Below are 16,897 nucleotides of genomic sequence, written 5' to 3'. Positions count from 1 at the left end.
TCGCCGTGGCCAAGCCACAGCCCGTCATGATCTCCCTAGCAAGTCTGGACCTTCGGTGAAACGATCCGCCCTGCCCTCCCTCGTCTCGGCTGCCATTCTCGCGATCAATGCCTCTGCCGCGCCGGCGCGGGAGGCGATCCGCGCCTTCCCGCCAGCCATGATCGGCACCTGGGGGTACGAGGCGCGGTCATGCACCGAGGAAAGCGACGACGGCCGCGTGGAGGTCAAGGCGCGATCGGTCACCTTCTTCGCCTCCTCCTGCAGCCTCAGCCGGTTCCGCTCACATCGCAACGGCGCAGTTTCCGGCCACGGCCGCTGCCGCGGCGAGGGTGAGACGACCACCGAGCGGGGCAGCGTGCGTCTCAGGCTCGAGGGGCCGACCAGCCTCGTCGTCGCCCTCAATGGCGGCGACGACACGCGGTACCAGCGCTGCGAGCGGCCGCTTCCGGTGCGTTGACCCTAAGGCGGTGAAACGGGCGCGGGCCTCCCCGCCCCTTCCCGCGGCACGGGCCAGAAACGGGTCCGTGCGAGAAGAGCGTCGTCTGGCCAAGCCCGGTGCTTCGATGCTCCGCCTCGCTCTCCTCGTCCTCCCCCTGATCTCCTCACCTGCCGGCGCGACGCCCGCCGTCCCCGCCGCCGCCATGCCGGACGAAATCCACGGCACCTGGGGAGCCGACCCCGAGGCCTGCACGCGTGCCGACAGCCGGGGCCGGATCAGGGTGGAAGCACGGGCCGTCCAGCTCTTTCATGCCACCTGCACCTTCGCCCGTATCCGCATCGTCGCCGACGGCATCTTCGAGGGCCGTGGACACTGCGTCGAGGTGAAGGGCGGCCGCCGCTATGAGGGCGGCGTGTCACTCATGGGGCTCGGCGACCAGTTGATGGTGAGCTACCGGGGCAGCCAGATATCCCGAACCTATCACCGCTGCGCGCGGCCGCTTCCGGTGCGCTAGGTCGCCGCGGACGGAACCCCTGCCCGCCCCGCCTCGTTCGTCCTGGGATCCCCCTTTCCCAGGAGTTCTGCCCATGACCGATATCGCCCGCGCGAAAGTGCTCATCCTCGCCACCGACGGCTTCGAGCAGTCCGAGCTCGAAGTGCCGCTGAAGGAGCTGCGCGACCGCGGCGCCACCGTCCACGTCGCCGCCCCCGCCAAGACGCTGAAGGAGGGCGAGATCATGGGCTGGGACGGCGCCGACTGGGGCCAGCCGGTGAAGGTCGACACGACGCTCGACAAGGTCGACGCCGCATCCTACGACGCCCTCGTCCTGCCGGGCGGCGTCATCAACCCGGACAAGCTCCGGGTCGAGGAGAAGGTCATCGCGATCATCAAGAGCTTCGTCGCCGACGGCCGGATCGTGGCGGCGATCTGCCACGGGCCCTGGCTGCTGGCCGAGGCCGGCGCGGCGGACGGCCGCCAGATGACGTCCTACGCCTCGATCCGCACCGACATCGAGAATGCCGGCGCCTCCTGGGTCGACAAGGAGGTCGTGACTGACGAGGGCATCATCACCTCGCGCTCGCCGAAGGACCTGCCGGCCTTCGTCGCCAAGATCGTCGAGGAGATCGGCGAGGGGCGGCACCAGCGCGCGGCCTGAGGCTCCTGACATCGCTCCAAACGACGAAGCCCGGCCATCGGCCGGGCTTCTGACGTTTCAGGGGCCACTGCCGCGAGCTACTCCGCCGCCTCGGCGTAGGGCGCCGGCTTCGTCCAGCGCAGGATCGGCGTGCGGGCGGCCCGCGTCTCGTCCAGGCGCCGGCGGGGCGCGTGATAGGGCGCGCCCTTGAAGCGGTCGACGTCGCCGCGCTTGGCGGCCATGGCGAGGTCGCGCAGTGCCGCGATGAAGAGGTCGAGGGAGGCCTTGGACTCGCTCTCTGTCGGCTCGATCAGCATGGCCCCGTGGACGACGAGCGGGAAGTACATGGTCATCGGGTGGTAGCCCTCGTCGATCATCGCCTTGGCGAAGTCGAGGGTGGAGACGCCGGTGTTCTTCAGCCAGTCGTCGTCGAACAGCGCCTCGTGCATGCAGGGCTGGTCGCCGAAGGGCAGGCTCATGAGGTCGGCGAGCGAGGCGCGGATGTAGTTGGCGTTGAGCACCGCGTCCTCGGAGGCGAGGCGCATGCCGTCGGCGCCGTGGCTGAGCATGTAAGCCATGGCGCGCACGAACATGCCCATCTGCCCGTGGAAGGCGGACATGCGTCCGAAGGGCTGCTCGCCCTTGGCCAGCTTGCCGCCCTCCTCGACCAGGGCATAGCCCTTGCCGACGCGGATGAAGGGATAGGGCACGAAGGCGGCGAGGCGCTCGGAGAGCACCACCGGACCCGAGCCCGGGCCGCCGCCGCCATGGGGCGTCGAGAAGGTCTTGTGCAGGTTGATGTGCATGGCGTCGACGCCGAGATCACCGGGGCGCGCCTTGCCGACGATGGCGTTGAAGTTGGCGCCGTCGCAGTAGAAATAGGCCCCCGCGTCATGGATCGCCTTGGCGATCTGCACGATCTCCTTCTCGAAGATGCCGCAGGTGTTGGGGTTGGTCAGCATGATCGCCGCCACCTCCGGGCCGAGCGCGGCCTTGACGTCGGAGACGTGCACCGTGCCGTCGGCCTGGGCAGGCACCGAGCGCACCTCGAAGCCGATGAGGGCAGCGGTGGCCGGGTTGGTGCCGTGGGCCGATTCCGGCACCAGCACGATCTTGCGGTGGCCCTCGCCCTTGGCTTCCAGCGCCGCCTTGATCGCCATCATGCCGGCGAGCTCGCCATGGGCGCCCGCCTTGGGGCTCATGGCGACGGCCGGCATGCCGGTCAGTTCCTTGAGATAATGGGCCAGCGTGTCGATGAGCTGCAGCGCGCCCTGGACGGTGGAGACCGGCTGGAGCGGGTGGACGTCACCGAAGCCCGGCAGCCGCGCCATCTTCTCGTTGAGGCGGGCGTTGTGCTTCATGGTGCAGGAGCCGAGCGGGAACAGCCCGGTGTCGATGCCGAAGTTCTTCTGGCTGAGCCGCACGTAGTGGCGCATCGCCTCGGGCTCGGTGAGGCCAGGCAGGCCGATGGCCTCGTCGCGGGCGAGCTTGCCGAGGCGCGACTTCACCTTCTTCGGCTCAGGGATGTCGACGCCTGAGACCTCCGGACGGCCGATCTCGAAGATCAGCGCCTCTTCGATCTGCAGCGCCTTGTTGCCGGTGAAGGTCGGGTGGGCGGCGGCGGTGCCGGTCTCGCCGGCGGAGGTGGGACGACCCTGGGTGTTCATGGACATCGTTCCGCTCCTCAGATGCTGGCGCCGAGCGCCGCCACGAAGGCGGCGCGGTCGTCGTCGGTGTTCACTTCGGTGTTGGCGACGAGGATGACGTCGGCCACCCCCTTGGTCTTCGGCCACAGGCGGGAGCCCGGCACGCCGGCCAGCACGCCCCTCTTCGCCATCTTCTCCACCACCTTGGCCGCATCGCCGGGCACGCGGATGGCGAATTCGTTGAAGAAGCTCTTGTTGAGCACCGTCACGCCGTCCACGTCGGCGAGGCGGTCCGCGAGGTCGCAGGCGTTGGCGTGGTTGACGGCAGCGAGGCGGCGCAGGCCGCTCTCCCCGAGCAGCGACATGTGGATGGTGAAGGCGAGGCACATCAGCCCGGAATTGGTGCAGATGTTGGAGGTCGCCTTCTCGCGGCGGATGTGCTGCTCGCGGGTGGAGAGGGTCAGCACGAAGCCGCGCTTGCCTTCGGCATCCACCGTTTCGCCGCAGAGGCGGCCCGGCATCTGCCGGACGTATTTCTGCTTGGTGGCGAAGAGGCCGACATAGGGTCCGCCGAAATTGAGGCCGACGCCGATGGACTGGCCCTCGGCGACGACGATGTCGGCGCCCATGGCGCCGGGCGGCGTCACCGCGCCGAGCGACACCACCTCGGTGACGACGGCGATGAGCAGCGCGCCGGCGTCCTGCGCCTTCCTGGCGATGGCGGCGAGGTCGTGGAGGTTGCCGAAGACGTCCGGCGTCTGGATCACCACGCAGGAGGTCTCGGCGTCGATGGCCGCAGCCACCGCCTTGAGGTCGGCGCCGGCGTCCTCCGGGTTCGGGGTCAGCGAGACGAGCCGGTCGGCGGCCATGCGCGAAACGGTCTCGATCGTGTCGCGGTAGTGCGGGTGCAGGTTGCCGGCGAGGACGGCCTTGCGGCGCTTGGTGACGCGGTGGGCCATGAGCACGGCCTCGGCGGCACCGGTCGAGCCGTCATACATGGAGGCGTTGGCGACCTCCATGCCGGTGAGCATGGCGACCTGCGTCTGGAACTCGAACAGGTACTGCAGCGTGCCCTGGGCGATTTCCGGCTGGTAGGGCGTGTAGCTCGTCAGGAATTCCGAACGCTGGATCAGGTGGTCGACGGAAGCCGGCACGTGGTGCTTGTAGGCCCCCGCGCCGACGAAGAAGGGCACCTCGGAGGCCGAGATGTTCTCCGCCGCCATGGCGCCGAGGATGCGCTCGACCTCCAGTTCGCCGCGCGCCTTCGGCAGGTTCACCGGGCCTTTCAGCAGCTTGTCCTTCGGCACGTTGGCGAAGAGGTCGTCGACGGCGGCGACGCCGATCTTGGCCAGCATGTCGGTGCGGTCTTGGGGCGTCAGCGGCAGATAGCGCATGGAGGGCTCCACTGACCCTCTCCCGTGACGGGAGAAGGTGCCCGCAAAAGGCGGGCGGTTGAGAGGTCGTCAGGGCGCGTGGCCCGTGGGGATGCTGTGGTGAGGCGGCTCGCCTCACCCGGGCCTGCGGCACGCTCCGCTCCATACGAGGAGAGGAGCCGCCCGGCTCACAGCGTGTCGAGGAAGGCCTTGTAGGCGGCCTCGTCCATGAGCTCGTCGAGCTCGGCGGGGTTGGCGATCTTCACCTTGAAGAACCAGCCCTTGCCGGCGGGGTCGTCGTTGACGGTGGCCGGCGCGCCCTCGAGGTCGGGGTTGGCCGCAGTCACCTCGCCGGAGACCGGGGAATAGATGTCGGAGGCTGCCTTGACGCTCTCGACGACGGCGGCGCTGTCGCCCTTCTTCACCGCCTTGCCGGCGGCCGGGAGCTCGACGAAGACCACGTCGCCGAGCTGCTCCTGGGCATAGTGGGAGATGCCCACCGTGCCGGTGTCGCCCTCGATGCGGATATATTCGTGGTCTTTCGTATATTTGACGGTGGCCATGGCGGGTCCCCTGAAGGCGTGTCGTGGACTGGATCAGCCGCGGAAATAGCGGTGCGGCGCGAAGGGCATGGTGACGATCTTGGCGGGCAGGTCCTTGCCGCGGACCTCCAGCAGGACGGGCGTTCCCGGCTCGGCGAAGCGGCGGTTGACGTAGCCCATGGCGAGCGGGCCGTTGATGGTGGGACCGAAGCCGCCGGAGGTGACGGTGCCGATGGGCTGGCCGTCGGCGGACTTCACCGGCGTGCCCTCCCGGGCCGGGGCCCTGCCGTCGGGCAGGATGCCGATGCGCAGCCGCGGCGCCCCGTCGGCGAGTTCCTTCTGGATGCGCGCGGCGCCGAGGAAGCCGCCCTCGGCGCGCCGGCGCTTCTGGATCGACCAGGTGAGGCCGGCTTCCACCGGCGATGTCGTGGTGTCGATGTCGTGGCCGTAGAGGCAGAGGCCCGCTTCGAGGCGCAGCGAATCGCGAGCGCCGAGGCCGATGGGCTTCACCCGCGCGTCGGCCAGCAGCTTCTTCGTGAGCGCGACCGCGTCGGCGCTCTTCACCGAGATCTCGACACCGTCTTCGCCGGTATAGCCGGTGCGGGAAACGTGGGCCCAGATGCCGTCGATTGGGAGGTCCACCGACGTCATGAACTTGAGGTTCGCCAGGTCTGGCGCGAGCGCCGCGACGGCCGCCACCGCCTCGGGACCCTGCACGGCGATCAGCGCGAGGTCGTCGGCGATCTTCAGCGTGACGCCCTCCGGCAGATGCGCCTTCAGATGGGCGTAGTCGGCGTCCTTGCAGGCGGCGTTGACCACCAGGTAGATCCAGTGCTCGTGGCCGGGATGGCCGAGGCGGGTGACCATCAGGTCGTCGAGGATGCCGCCCTCGGCATTGGTGAACTGGGAATAGCGCTGCTGACCCGGCTTCAGGGCCAGCACGTCGGCCGGAACGAGCTTCTCGAGGGCCGCCGCCGCAGTCTCGAACCGGCCGTCGGCGGGAATGAGGAAGCACTGGCCCATGTGGCTGACGTCGAACAGGCCGGCATGGGTGCGCGTCCAGTTGTGCTCGGTGAGGACGCCGGTCGGATATTGCACCGGCATGTCGTAGCCGGCGAAGGGCACCATCTTGGCGCCGAGCTCGCCATGCAGGGCATGGAGAGGCGTGGTCAGCAACGGTCCGCTCTGGGGTTCGCCCATGGATCCTGCACTCCGGCGCGCGGACGCGCCCGGGGTCAGCCGAACCGTCCGAAATGCGGGCTTGTCGCCCGCTCGCGCCCCTCTGTCGCAGGACCTGAGAGATTCACGTCAGGCTCGGTGAGAGCCGTCGGCTTACTCCGTCGGTGGGCCGGGATTGGACCTCCGGCCACTTTCCAGAATGCCATTCCACCGGCGGTCCTTTTTGCCTGAGAGGTTCCGGGGCCGTTGCTCCTTCGGCGCCGGGGGATCCCATCAACATGAAGACCACCCGGACTCTCCCGCCGGGTTCTTATGGCACGCCACCGCAATGGCCGGATCGGGTGGCGAAGTCAAGGCGATGCTGTGGGCAGCATTGCCTCAACGTCAGGCAGGCCTCAGCGCTGGGCGGTGCGGGCACGGCCGCGGCGCGGGCGCTCGGGCTGGGTCGCCTGGTTGTCGAAACCGACGAAGACGATGTAGGTCGCGAGGTCGCCGGGTTCGGGCAGCGGGAAGGAGACCTGATCCTCCACCTGGGTGAAGGCGACGTTGGGCGAGCCGGCGGGAATGTCGATCGGCACCTGGTAGAGGCGCGTCCAGACCGGCGTCGACAGGCCCTTGGTCACGGCGATGCGGATCGGCAGGTTCACCCGGCCGCCGTCGCCCTTCGGGCCGACCAGCACCCGGCCCTCGACGCCGACGCGGATGGTCATGGTCTGCCCGTCGATACGGCACTCGCGGGCGAGATCGGTGATGGTTCCCTGGTAGCGCAGCTCCGTCGGGCCCTCGCCGCCCTGGCGCCAGACGGCCGAGCCGTCGCGAATCTCGACACGCGGGCAGAGGTTGGCGTGCAGGGCCTGCTGGCCCTCCGGCACCGGCTGACCGAACAGCGCGTTGTGGACGGGCGAGCCGACGCCGGGAGCGGGCTGGGCCGCGGCCTGCGTCGTCTGCTGCTGCTGGCCACCGAACAGGTTGCCGCCGGTGCTGCCGCATGCGCCGAGCGCCAGGCCCGCCGCCAGAACAGCCGTCACTTTCCACATCCGCACGCCGCTACCTCGATTTACCGTCGCGATCGGCGCTTATAGCAACAGGCTTCGGGCGGAACAAAGGCCATCCTGCTGTCGTCCACCGGCAGCAGTCCGCCGCTTCCATCGCTGCCGATGATGGACAAGGCGCGTGAATTTCATGAGAAGGAGCCCTCGCGACCGTTATGCTGGCGCCCTCCCGGCTCCGGCCTTCCCATCCAGGACCGTCCGCATGACCTCTGCCCTCCTCGCCTCGCTGCGTCCGGAAGCCTCCACCGCCCCCGCCAGCGGCATCGTCGAGCTGTCGAAATATGCCCGCGCCGCCGGTGAGGTGATCCAGCTCTGGGTGGGCGAGGGCGACATGCCGACGCCGTCCTTCATCTATGAGGCGGCGACGCGCTCGCTGGCCGCCGGCGAGACGACCTACACCTGGCAGCGCGGCATTCCCGAACTGCGGCAGGCGATCGCCACCTACGCTTCTGACCTCTACGGCCGCGAGCTGTCGGCGGAGCGCTTCTTCGTCTGCGGCTCGGGCATGCAGGCGATCCAGATCGCGATGACACTGGTCGCCGGCGTCGGCGACGAGGTCATCATCCCCTCCCCGACCTGGCCGAACGCCCCGGCCGCCGCCGGTCTGCGCGGTGCGACACCGGTCTTCGTCGAACTCGACCACGGCAATCGCGGCTGGCAGATCGACCTCGAAAAGCTGGAGGCGGCGGTCACGCCGCGGACCAAGGCGATGTTCATCAACACGCCGTCCAACCCCACCGGCTGGACCGCCACGAAGGAAGAGCTCGCCGCCATCCTCGCCATCGCCCGCCGCCACGGCCTCTGGATCATCGCCGACGAGATCTACACCCGCTTCGTCTGGACCGAAGGGTCGCCGCGCCGCGCGCCCTCCTTCCACGACGTGCGCGAGGAGGGCGACCGCATCGTCTGGGTCAACACCTTCTCGAAGAACTGGGCGATGACCGGCTGGCGCACCGGCTGGGTCGAGGCCGACCCGGCGCTGGGCGACGTCATCGAGAACCTCATCCAGTATTCGACGTCCGGCTCGCCGGTGTTCATCCAGCGGGCCTGCGTCGTCGCGCTCGAGCGCGGCGAGAGCTTCCTCGCCCACCAGGTGACGAAGGCGCGCAAGGCGCGGGACATCGTTTCGGAGGCGATCGAGGCGACGGGACGCTGCCGTTTCTCGCGGCCCGACGGCGCCTTCTACCTGTTCTTCGGCATCGACGGCGTGACCGATTCCAACGCCGCGGCGATGAAGCTCGTCGACATCGCCAAGGTCGGCCTTGCCCCCGGCAGCGCCTTCGGCCCCGGCGGAGAGGGCCATCTCAGGCTCTGCTACCTGCGCTCGCCCGAGCAGATCGCCCTCGCCGCCGACCGCCTGAAGGCGGCCATTCCGCAGCTTTAGGAGCCGGTTGACGTTTGGTGATGTGAAGGCCGTTGCGCTCCGCATTTGTCCGTAGCATGATTTACGGATGAGGCGGGATGTCGCAGGCTGTTCCGCCGCGCCCCGCCGGCGGAGGATCGCATCGAACGCGCCGTCCCACTCTTGCCGCATGCGAACGACGCCCTCCTGTCGAAGGTCATCGACATGGCGGGCGACGCTCTCGTCGTGCTCGACGGCCAGGGGCTGATCACCGCCTTCGGCCGCGCCTGCGCGCCGCTGCTCGGCTGGACCGCCGCCGAGACCCTGGGACTGCCCTTCGCGACGCTCTTCGCCAGCCAATCCGTGGATGCTGGCGCGCTGAAAACCTGGGGCGGCGCACGGGAGATCGTCGGTCGCCACAGGGACGGGACACCGGTCGCGCTGCGGGTGGACGTCGCGACCGTCGAAGCGGCGAGCGGACGGCAGTTCGTCGCCGTACTTCAGCCCCGCCCCGCGGCGGACGAGGCCCATGCGGAGCGGCTCGCGCTGGTCGCCGCGATGGGCCCCGCCCTCGCCCACGAACTCAGCCAGCCGCTCACCGCCGCGGCCCTCTATCTGAGGGCGGCCGAGGGGTTGATCGGCGGAGACGATCGCGCCGCCGCCTTCGTCGGCAAGGCCAGGCACGAGGCGGAACGGGCCGGCAAGATCATCCGCGCCCTGCGCCGCTTCGCCGAGAACAGGCCGCCGGAAACGACGGCCGTGGACTTCGACGCGACGGTCGACGAGGCCCTCGACCTCGCCCTCGTCGGCCGCTCCCCGCCCCCCGATATCCGACGCAGCCGGGCCCCCGGAGGCCTCGCGGTGATCGCCGACCCGGTGCAGTTGCAGCAGGTCGTGGTCAATCTCGTCCGCAACGGCCTCGACGCCGTCGCGGAGCAGAGCACCGCCCGGCTGTGGATCACGACCGACTGCGAAGGCGGCACGGTGCGCCTGTCGGTCCGCGACAGCGGACCCGGCATCGCGGAAGCCGACATGGCTCGCCTGTTCGCGCCCTTCCGGTCGGCCAAGGCCGGAGGCCTGGGCCTCGGCCTCGCCATCTCCCGGACCATCGCCGAGCGCCATGGCGGGTCCATCAGCATCGAGCCCGGCGGCGACGGCCGGGGGGCGACCGTGTCGCTCGTCCTGCCCCTCGCAGGCCCGGCCGAGCATCACGTCGTGCAGCGGAGCTCCTGATCCATGTCCCATGACGACATCTTCGTGGTCGACGACGACCCCGCGGTCCGCGACGCGCTCAGTTCCATCCTCACCATGCAGGGCTTCGACGTGACCAGCTTCGCCGACGGCACCTCGGTGGTGTCGGCCGTGAAGGGTCATGTGCCGGCCTGCGTCATCCTCGACGTCAACATCCCCGGACCCTCGGGCCTCGACGTGCTGAAGCGCCTCAAGGCCGACGCCTGCGCGGCGCCGATCTTCGCCATGTCGGGCCAGGCGAACATTCCGATGGCGGTCGATGCCATCCGCAGCGGCGCGGTGGACTTCTTCGAAAAGCCCTTCGACGCGGAGCGCCTCGTCGGCCGCGTCCGCGAGGTGCTCGCCGAGGGTCAGCGCCCGAGCCGCAGGTCCGGCCAGCTCGCCTCGCATTTCCCCGGCATGGAGCTGCTCACTCCGCGAGAACGGCAGGTGCTGGAGCAGATCGCCGGCGGCGCCTCGAACAAGGAGGCTGGCCGCACCCTCGGCATCAGCCCACGCACCATCGAGGTGCATCGGGCGCGGATCATGGAGAAGATCGGCGCGCGCAATGCCGCCAATCTGGTGCGGATCGTCCTGACGGAGCAGTAACGCGCCGGGCCGTCAGCCGCGGCTGACGGCCGCCTGCTCGAAGGTCGCCATGCCCTGGTGGACAGCGAGGGCGTTGCGGACGATGCCGCAGGCGAGCGCGGCGCCGGAGCCCTCGCCCAGCCGCATGCCGAGGTCGAGCAGCGGGCGCTTGCCGATCCTCTCGAGCACACGGCCATGGGCCGGCTCGGCGGAGCGGTGAGCGGCGAGGCAATGGTCGAGACTCGCCGGGTCCAGCGCATGGAGCACGGCCGCCGCGGCGGTGACGACATAGCCGTCGAGAAGGACGGGGATGCGCTGCAGTCGCGCCGCCAGGATGGCGCCGGCGACGGCCGCGATCTCGCGGCCGCCGACCCGGCGCAGCACTTCGAGCGGATCGAGGCCGGACCCGCCAGCACGGGCGACGGCGCGGGCGACCACATCGGCCTTGCGCTTCAGCCCCTCGGCGTCGACGCCGGTTCCGGGGCCCACCCAGTCACGGGCCTCGCCGCCATAGAGGCCGTGATAGACGGCGGCGGCGACGGTGGTGTTGCCGATGCCCATCTCGCCGAGACAGAGCAGGTCGGCGCCGACGATGGCCTCCATGCCGAAAGCGATGGTCGCGGCGCAGCCGGGCTCGTCGAGGGCGTCGGCGGTGGTGATGTCGGGCGTCGGCACCTCGATGGCGAGGTCGAAGACCTTGAGGCCGATGTCGTTGGCGATGCAAAGCTGGTTCACCGCCGCGCCTCCGGCGGCGAAATTCTCCAGCATCTGGCGGTTCACGGCATCGGGGAAGGCGGAGACGCCCTGTGCGGTCACGCCGTGAGCGGTGGCGAAGATCGCCACCAGCGGGCGGTCGACCCGCGGCTTGCCGTTGCCGCTCCAGGCGGCGACCCATTCGACGATGTCCTCGAGCCGGCCGAGCGCACCCGCGGGTTTCGTCAGTTCGGCGTCGCGGGCGCGCACCTCGGCGACCGCCGACTCGTCCGGCCCCGGCATGCGGGTGAGGAGATCGCGAATGTCTTCGAAGGGCAGACCGGTCGGATTGGGAGGCGGCAGAACCATGAGGCGCTTTCAGACTCGGGGGCGTCGCGGGAGGCGAGCGGTAGCAGGACAGGGCAACGCGGCACAAGCCGGACTGGCGAACGGTCGCGGCTCTGGCTATGCCATTCGCCATGGACAATCCAGCCCTCTGGCGTGACACGATCGTTGCGCTTCGTTTCTTCTCACGCCTGCCGCTGCCGACCCTGCCCGGAGAGGCCGATCCGCACGGTCTGCCGGACTTTACCCGGCTGATCCGGGTGGTGCCGCTGGTCGGGCTCGTGCTCGGCGGGCTCGCCGGGGCGGTGCTGATCGCCGCCGGCCTGTTCTGGCAGCCGGTGATCGCCGCCCTCCTCTGCGTCGGGGCCGCGGCGGTGATGACCGGCGCCTTCCACGAGGACGGGCTGGCCGATACCGCCGACAGTCTCGGCGGCATGAGCAAGGAACGCCGCCTCGACATCATGAAGGACAGCCGCATCGGCACTTTCGGCGCCACGGCGCTGATCGTCGGCCTCGGCCTCCGGGTCGCGGGCCTCGCCGGGCTCGTCGCCGCCGTCGGGACAGGCCGCACGGCGCTGGCGCTGGCGGCCGCAGGTGCGGTGTCGCGCACGGTGGCGCTCGGCCTGCAGGTGCGCCTGCCGCCGGCGCGGGTCGAGGGCGTCGCCTATGCCACGGGCACGCCGCGCGAGGCGGACTGGCATCGCGCCCTGGCGCTCACAGCCCTGATTGCGGTCCTCGCCGTCCCAGCCGGCGGCCTTTTCGGCACGCTTTGCGGACTTTGCGTCGCAGGCCTCGTGCTGCTTCTGGCCATCCGCTTCGCCGATTCCCATGTGGGAGGGCAGACCGGCGACATCACCGGCGCGACGCAACAGGTGATCGAGATCGCCATGCTTCTGACCCTGCTGGCGGCTGCCACCCCATGAACGCGATCTCAGCGCCGCCGGCCCTGGAGAGCCCCTGCATCCGGCTCTGCCGCATCGACCCACAGTCCGGCCTCTGCCAGGGCTGCGCCCGCACGCTGGCCGAGATCGCCGCCTGGCTCGGCATGACCGGCGAGGAGCGCCGCGCCATCCTGGCCGACCTTCCCCGCCGCCGCGCCGGCGGAGGCGCCAGCGCATGACGTCACGCACCACGCTGTGGATCCTGCTCGTCGCCATCCTCCTGCTGGTTCTGCTGGTCGCGATCCGCTCCAGCGGGGTCGCCGCCGGCACGCTGGATGCCGGCGACTGGGGCTCGCTCGTCGGCCTCTCCATGCTCGCGGTGCTCTGCGGTGCCAGCGTGCTCGGCATGTTCCGCGGAAGGGCGGGAGAGGCGCTGCAGGCGGCGGTCGCCTGGCTCGCCATCTTCGCCTTTCTCGGCGTCATCTACACCTACCGCTACGAGTTCGAGCTGGTGGGCCGGCGGGTGATGGCGAACCTGGTGCCGGGGATGGCGAGCGACGGCGTCACCGGCACGCGCGAGGTATCGGTGCCGCGCGGCGGCGGCGGCACCTACGTGGTGCGCGTCGCCCTCAACGGCGCGCGGGCGACACCCATGCTGGTGGACACCGGCGCCTCGGCCCTGGTGCTCACCGAGGCCGACGCCCGGCGGGCCGGCATCAAGGTCGAGGAACTGTCCTTCACCGTCCCGGTACAGACCGCCAACGGACCGGCCCTCACCGCCTTCACGATGGTGCAGACCGTCGCCGTCGGCCCGATCGTCGAGCGGAACGTCAGGGCGCTGGTGGCGCGCCCGGGGGCACTGACCACCAGCCTCCTCGGCCACACCTTCCTCGACCGACTGGAGAGCTACGAGGTGCGCGGCGGACGGATGGTGCTGCGCGGGCGCAACTGACAGGCCTTGCCACGGCACCGCCCGCGGCGGCATTGTCCCGCCCCGACGACGAGGTCCCGATGAACCGCATTTCCCGCCGCGACACCCTGACAGCCGGACTGGGAGCCGGCATCGCCGCCCTCGGCGGCGCGCAGGCCGGCGCCCAGGCGCCCGGCGGCGGTGCGGCCATGGTGACGCTGCTGCTGGTCAACGACATCTACAAGATGGGCGAGGAGAACGGCCGCGGCGGCTTCGCCCGGCTCAACGCCATCGTGCGGGCGGAGCGGGCGCGCGGCGTGCCGCTGCTCTACGTCCATGCCGGCGACATGTTCTCACCCTCACTGATGTCGGGCTTCGACCAGGGCGCCCACACGGTCGAGCTCTGCAACATGGCGCCACCGGACGTCTTCGTCCCCGGCAACCACGAGTTCGACTTCGGTCCGGAGGCCTATGCCCAGCGGCGCGTCCAGTCGCGCTTTCCCTGGTACGCCTCCAACATGCGCGCCGCGGACGGTTCGCTGCTGCCCGGCCACGAGGACGGGCGCATCGTCGATCTCGGCGTGGTGAAGCTCGGCGTCTTCGGGGTTGCCCTGCCCAATACGCCGGAGGTCTCCTCCACCGGCGACATCCGCTTCCTGCCCACCATGGAGACGGTGCGGCGGGAGACGGCGCGGCTGCGGCGCGAGGGCGCCGACCTCGTCGTCTGCTGCGCCCATACCGACCGGCGGGAGGACGACGAGATCGTCCGCTCGCGCCTCGTCGACGTGCTGCTGACCGGCCACGACCACGACCTCGCCATCACCTATGACGGCCGCACCGTCATGGTGGAGAGCTCCGAGGAGGGCTATTACGTCACCGCCATCGACCTGACGCTGAACCGCGTCACCGTGGACGGGGTGACCCGCATGGCCTTCACGCCGGCCTTCCGGGTCAACGACAGCCGCCACGTGACGCCCGATCCGGAAACGCTCCAGCGGGTGCGGCAATACGAAAAGGTGCTCTCGGAGGAGCTGGACGTCGAGGTCGCCACGGTCACGGGCGAACTCGACACCCGCACGGCATCCGTGCGCTCCGGCGAGCAGGCGATCGGCAATCTCGTCGCCGACGCCATGCGCCGGGCGGCGGGCACCGATATCGGCCTGACCAATGCCGGGGCCATCCGCGGCAACCGGATCTATCCCGCCGGCCACCGTTTCACCCGGCGCGACGCCCTCAGCGAACTGCCCTTCGGCAACCGCACCGTCGTCGCCAAGGTCTCGGGCGCCGACATCCGCCAGGCGCTGGAGAATGGGGTGAGCCAGGTCGAGCAGCGCGCCGGGCGCTTCCCCCACGTCTCCAACCTGACGGTGGAGGTCGATCCGCGCCGGCCGGCGGGCAGCCGCGTCGTCTCGGTGCAAGTGGGCGGCCAGCCCCTCGACGACGACCGGGTCTATAGCGTCGCCACCAACGACTTCATGCTGCGCGGCGGCGACGGCTACACGACCCTCGGCCTCAGGGCACCGGACAAGGACGTGCAGGGCAAGCTCGTGGCGCTCGACCTGATGGAGCATCTGCGGGCGCTCGGAACCGTCGCGCCTCGCATCGAGGGGCGCATCATCCTGCGCTAGAGCGGCGTCGGGTACGGACGCGTTCTGCGCGCAAGAGCCCGGCACCTGCCCAGAACGCGCCTTGATCGGGCGCTAGCCCTGCCGGCCCGCCCCACGGAAGAGCACCATGCCCCCTGCCCTCACGCGCCGCGACGCCCTCGCCCTCGCTGCCCTCCTGCCGAGCGCACCGGCGCTCGCCGCCAGCCCCGACCGGCCGGACCTCGCCGGCATCTTCCGCGACCACGGAGCGAGTGGCACCTTCGCGCTGGTGGACGGCGCAACGGGCGAGGCGACGATCTCCGACGCGCGCCGCGCCGGACGGCGGCTCGTTCCGGCCTCCACCTTCAAGATACCGAACAGCCTCATCGCCTTCGAGACCGGTGCGGTGGCCGACGCCGACACCGTGCTGCCCTATGGCGGCGGGCGCACCTCGAACCCGGCCTGGGCACGGGACATGTCGCTCCGGGACGCCATGCCGATCTCCAACGTGCCGATCTTCCAGGAGGTGGCGCGGCGGGTCGGGCTGGCGCGCTATCGCGACTGGCTCGCGAAGCTCGACTACGGCAACCGCGACCCCGGCACGGTGGTGGACCGCTTCTGGCTCGACGGCCCCTTGCGCATCAGCGCGACGGAGGAGGCGCGGTTCAACCTGCGCCTGGCGCAGAAGGGCCTGCCGGCCTCGCAGCGGGCGCAGACCCTGGTCCACGACATCGTGCGGCTGGAGACCGCCGACGGCGCGACGCTCTACGGCAAGACCGGCTGGTTCGTGAAGCGCGGGGAGACGTCGGTCGGCTGGTGGACAGGCTGGGTGGAGCGCGGCAGCCGCATCCACGCCTTCACGCTGAACATGGACATGCCGCAGATGGCCATGGCGCCGCAGCGGCTGGAGATCGGCCGCGCCGCGTTGAAGCGGCTCGGAATCTACGGCTGAGCCGGAGGCCTCAGCCGAGGCCGTGGGTCACCAGGTCCCAGGTGAAGCGCAGGCAGACGATGAGCAGGAAGATGCCGAAGGAGAGCTCGAGCTTGCGCTTGGGCAGGGCGTGGGCGAGGCGCGCGCCGAGCGGGGCCGTCCACATGGAGGTCGGGATGAAGAGCAGGAAGCCGATCAGCGAGACATAGCCGAGGGCGAAGGGGAACTGGATGGCGGCGACCCCGGGGAACTCCGCCGCCTTGGGCCAGCCGGCATAGATGTAGCCGAGCGCGCCGGGGATGGAGATGAGGACGCCGAGACCCGAGGAGGTCGCCACGGCGTTATGGATGGAGCGGCCATAGGCCATCATCACGAGGTTGCCGAGCTGGCCGCCGCCGATGCCCATCAGGCTGGACAGCACGCCGATGACGCCGCCGGAGGCGATCATGCCGGCGCGGCCGGGCATCCCGGTGCCGAAATTCAGCTCCTTGCCGGTGAGCAGCCGCCAGGCGGAGAGGCCGGCGACGAAGACGAAGACCGCCTTGAACACGGCCGGCGGCGCATAGCGCGCCATGAACGAGCCGGCGACGACGCCGAGCACGACCGGGACCGCCCAGGCGCGCAGGATGTCCATGTCGACCGCGCCTTTGGCCTTGTGGGCCTGGAAGGAGCGGATGGAGGTCGGGATGATGATGGCGAGCGAGGTGCCGACGGCGAGCGCCATGCGCAGCTCGACCGGGACGCCCACCACGCCGAAGAGCTCGTAGAGCACCGGCACGATGACGGCGCCGCCACCGACACCGAAGACGCCGGCGAGGATGCCCGTGATGGCCCCGGCCCCGAGGAGCCCGACGGCGAGAATGGCGAGCTGGTCGTAGGGAACGCCGAAGAACATGGGGGACATCCGCGTCACAGGGAAGCGCGCGACTTAGCCCTCATGGCCGGGCGCGGCAAGTGCAAGGCGCGCGCAGCCGGCCTGCACGCCGGTGCCGACGTGGAACAGCGCCTGCAACATGGCGGATAC

At 70.4% G+C, this 16,897-nt stretch carries 18 protein-coding genes and 1 riboswitch; of the genes, 11 read left to right on the top strand and 7 right to left on the bottom strand.

What is annotated here, in order from left to right:
* Window positions 1-55: 55 nt before the first annotated feature.
* The 3 genes from C6569_RS03495 to C6569_RS03490 all read left to right on the top strand — a co-directional run bounded on the left by C6569_RS03495 (window position 56) and on the right by C6569_RS03490 (window position 1,596).
* Window positions 56-457, top strand: coding sequence for a hypothetical protein (locus tag C6569_RS03495; protein ID WP_106747536.1), 402 nt, complete (start codon window positions 56-58; stop codon window positions 455-457).
* A gap of 106 nt (window positions 458-563) precedes the next feature.
* On the top strand, window positions 564-953 hold the full coding sequence (locus C6569_RS21865; RefSeq protein ID WP_181313894.1) for a hypothetical protein: 390 nt from the start codon (window positions 564-566) through the stop codon (window positions 951-953).
* 73 nt (window positions 954-1,026) lie between these two features.
* Window positions 1,027-1,596: a type 1 glutamine amidotransferase domain-containing protein gene (locus tag C6569_RS03490; RefSeq protein ID WP_106747535.1), complete on the top strand. Its 570-nt coding sequence runs from the start codon at window positions 1,027-1,029 to the stop codon at window positions 1,594-1,596.
* A gap of 77 nt (window positions 1,597-1,673) precedes the next feature.
* Here the strand turns inward: C6569_RS03490 and gcvPB are convergent, their stop codons facing one another.
* The 5 genes from gcvPB to C6569_RS03465 all read right to left on the bottom strand — a co-directional run bounded on the left by gcvPB (window position 1,674) and on the right by C6569_RS03465 (window position 7,343).
* The gene (gene gcvPB / locus C6569_RS03485; protein WP_106747534.1) at window positions 1,674-3,248 is read right to left on the bottom strand and encodes an aminomethyl-transferring glycine dehydrogenase subunit GcvPB; all 1,575 of its coding nucleotides are present in this window, start codon (window positions 3,246-3,248) and stop codon (window positions 1,674-1,676) included.
* Between the two features lie 11 nt (window positions 3,249-3,259).
* On the bottom strand, window positions 3,260-4,615 hold the full coding sequence (gene gcvPA / locus C6569_RS03480) for an aminomethyl-transferring glycine dehydrogenase subunit GcvPA (RefSeq protein ID WP_106747533.1): 1,356 nt from the start codon (window positions 4,613-4,615) through the stop codon (window positions 3,260-3,262).
* Between the two features lie 167 nt (window positions 4,616-4,782).
* Window positions 4,783-5,157, bottom strand: coding sequence for a glycine cleavage system protein GcvH (gene gcvH / locus C6569_RS03475; RefSeq protein WP_106747532.1), 375 nt, complete (start codon window positions 5,155-5,157; stop codon window positions 4,783-4,785).
* Between the two features lie 33 nt (window positions 5,158-5,190).
* Complete coding sequence (gene gcvT / locus C6569_RS03470) at window positions 5,191-6,336, bottom strand: glycine cleavage system aminomethyltransferase GcvT (RefSeq protein ID WP_106747531.1); 1,146 nt, start codon at window positions 6,334-6,336, stop codon at window positions 5,191-5,193.
* A 183-nt stretch (window positions 6,337-6,519) separates the two neighbouring features.
* Window positions 6,520-6,627, bottom strand: a riboswitch (glycine riboswitch).
* Between the two features lie 83 nt (window positions 6,628-6,710).
* On the bottom strand, window positions 6,711-7,343 hold the full coding sequence (locus C6569_RS03465) for a hypothetical protein (protein ID WP_106747530.1): 633 nt from the start codon (window positions 7,341-7,343) through the stop codon (window positions 6,711-6,713).
* Between the two features lie 226 nt (window positions 7,344-7,569).
* Here C6569_RS03465 and C6569_RS03460 point away from each other — a divergent pair, with 226 nt between their 5' ends.
* The 3 genes from C6569_RS03460 to C6569_RS03450 all read left to right on the top strand — a co-directional run bounded on the left by C6569_RS03460 (window position 7,570) and on the right by C6569_RS03450 (window position 10,548).
* A complete protein-coding gene (locus C6569_RS03460; protein ID WP_106747529.1) occupies window positions 7,570-8,751 on the top strand; it encodes a pyridoxal phosphate-dependent aminotransferase in 1,182 nt (393 codons plus the stop codon).
* Between the two features lie 141 nt (window positions 8,752-8,892).
* Entirely contained in the window at window positions 8,893-9,942 is a 1,050-nt protein-coding gene (locus C6569_RS03455) for a two-component system sensor histidine kinase NtrB (protein ID WP_106747528.1), read from the top strand.
* A 3-nt stretch (window positions 9,943-9,945) separates the two neighbouring features.
* Window positions 9,946-10,548: a response regulator transcription factor gene (locus C6569_RS03450; RefSeq protein ID WP_106747527.1), complete on the top strand. Its 603-nt coding sequence runs from the start codon at window positions 9,946-9,948 to the stop codon at window positions 10,546-10,548.
* Between the two features lie 12 nt (window positions 10,549-10,560).
* On the opposite strand, the gene cobT is transcribed toward C6569_RS03450, so the two are convergent.
* Entirely contained in the window at window positions 10,561-11,589 is a 1,029-nt protein-coding gene (gene cobT, locus C6569_RS03445; RefSeq protein ID WP_106747526.1) for a nicotinate-nucleotide--dimethylbenzimidazole phosphoribosyltransferase, read from the bottom strand.
* 110 nt (window positions 11,590-11,699) lie between these two features.
* Between cobT and C6569_RS03440 the strand changes: the two genes are divergently transcribed.
* From C6569_RS03440 to blaOXA, 5 genes are all read left to right on the top strand, one after another.
* Window positions 11,700-12,488, top strand: coding sequence for an adenosylcobinamide-GDP ribazoletransferase (locus C6569_RS03440; protein ID WP_181313893.1), 789 nt, complete (start codon window positions 11,700-11,702; stop codon window positions 12,486-12,488).
* Window positions 12,485-12,685 carry a DUF1289 domain-containing protein gene (locus C6569_RS03435; RefSeq protein WP_106747524.1) on the top strand — a complete coding sequence of 67 codons (201 nt, stop codon included), beginning with the start codon at window positions 12,485-12,487 and terminating at the stop codon, window positions 12,683-12,685. The genes C6569_RS03440 and C6569_RS03435 overlap by 4 nt, the downstream gene beginning before the upstream one ends.
* Window positions 12,682-13,398 (top strand): retropepsin-like aspartic protease family protein, encoded by a 717-nt coding sequence (locus tag C6569_RS03430; protein WP_106747523.1) that lies wholly within the window; start codon window positions 12,682-12,684, stop codon window positions 13,396-13,398. The genes C6569_RS03435 and C6569_RS03430 overlap by 4 nt, the downstream gene beginning before the upstream one ends.
* A 59-nt stretch (window positions 13,399-13,457) precedes the next feature.
* Window positions 13,458-14,984 (top strand): bifunctional metallophosphatase/5'-nucleotidase, encoded by a 1,527-nt coding sequence (locus C6569_RS03425; protein WP_106747522.1) that lies wholly within the window; start codon window positions 13,458-13,460, stop codon window positions 14,982-14,984.
* A gap of 106 nt (window positions 14,985-15,090) precedes the next feature.
* A complete protein-coding gene (gene blaOXA, locus C6569_RS03420) occupies window positions 15,091-15,894 on the top strand; it encodes a class D beta-lactamase (protein WP_106747521.1) in 804 nt (267 codons plus the stop codon).
* A 10-nt stretch (window positions 15,895-15,904) separates the two neighbouring features.
* Here blaOXA and C6569_RS03415 read toward each other — a convergent pair whose 3' ends face one another.
* Window positions 15,905-16,768, bottom strand: coding sequence for a sulfite exporter TauE/SafE family protein (locus C6569_RS03415; RefSeq protein ID WP_106747520.1), 864 nt, complete (start codon window positions 16,766-16,768; stop codon window positions 15,905-15,907).
* Window positions 16,769-16,897 lie beyond the last annotated feature (129 nt).

Source organism: Phreatobacter cathodiphilus (assembly GCF_003008515.1).
GTDB classification, from domain to species: domain Bacteria; phylum Pseudomonadota; class Alphaproteobacteria; order Rhizobiales; family Phreatobacteraceae; genus Phreatobacter; species Phreatobacter cathodiphilus.
The sequence above is the reverse complement of the archived record's forward strand: the minus strand, read 5'-3'. Positions and strand labels throughout refer to the sequence as shown.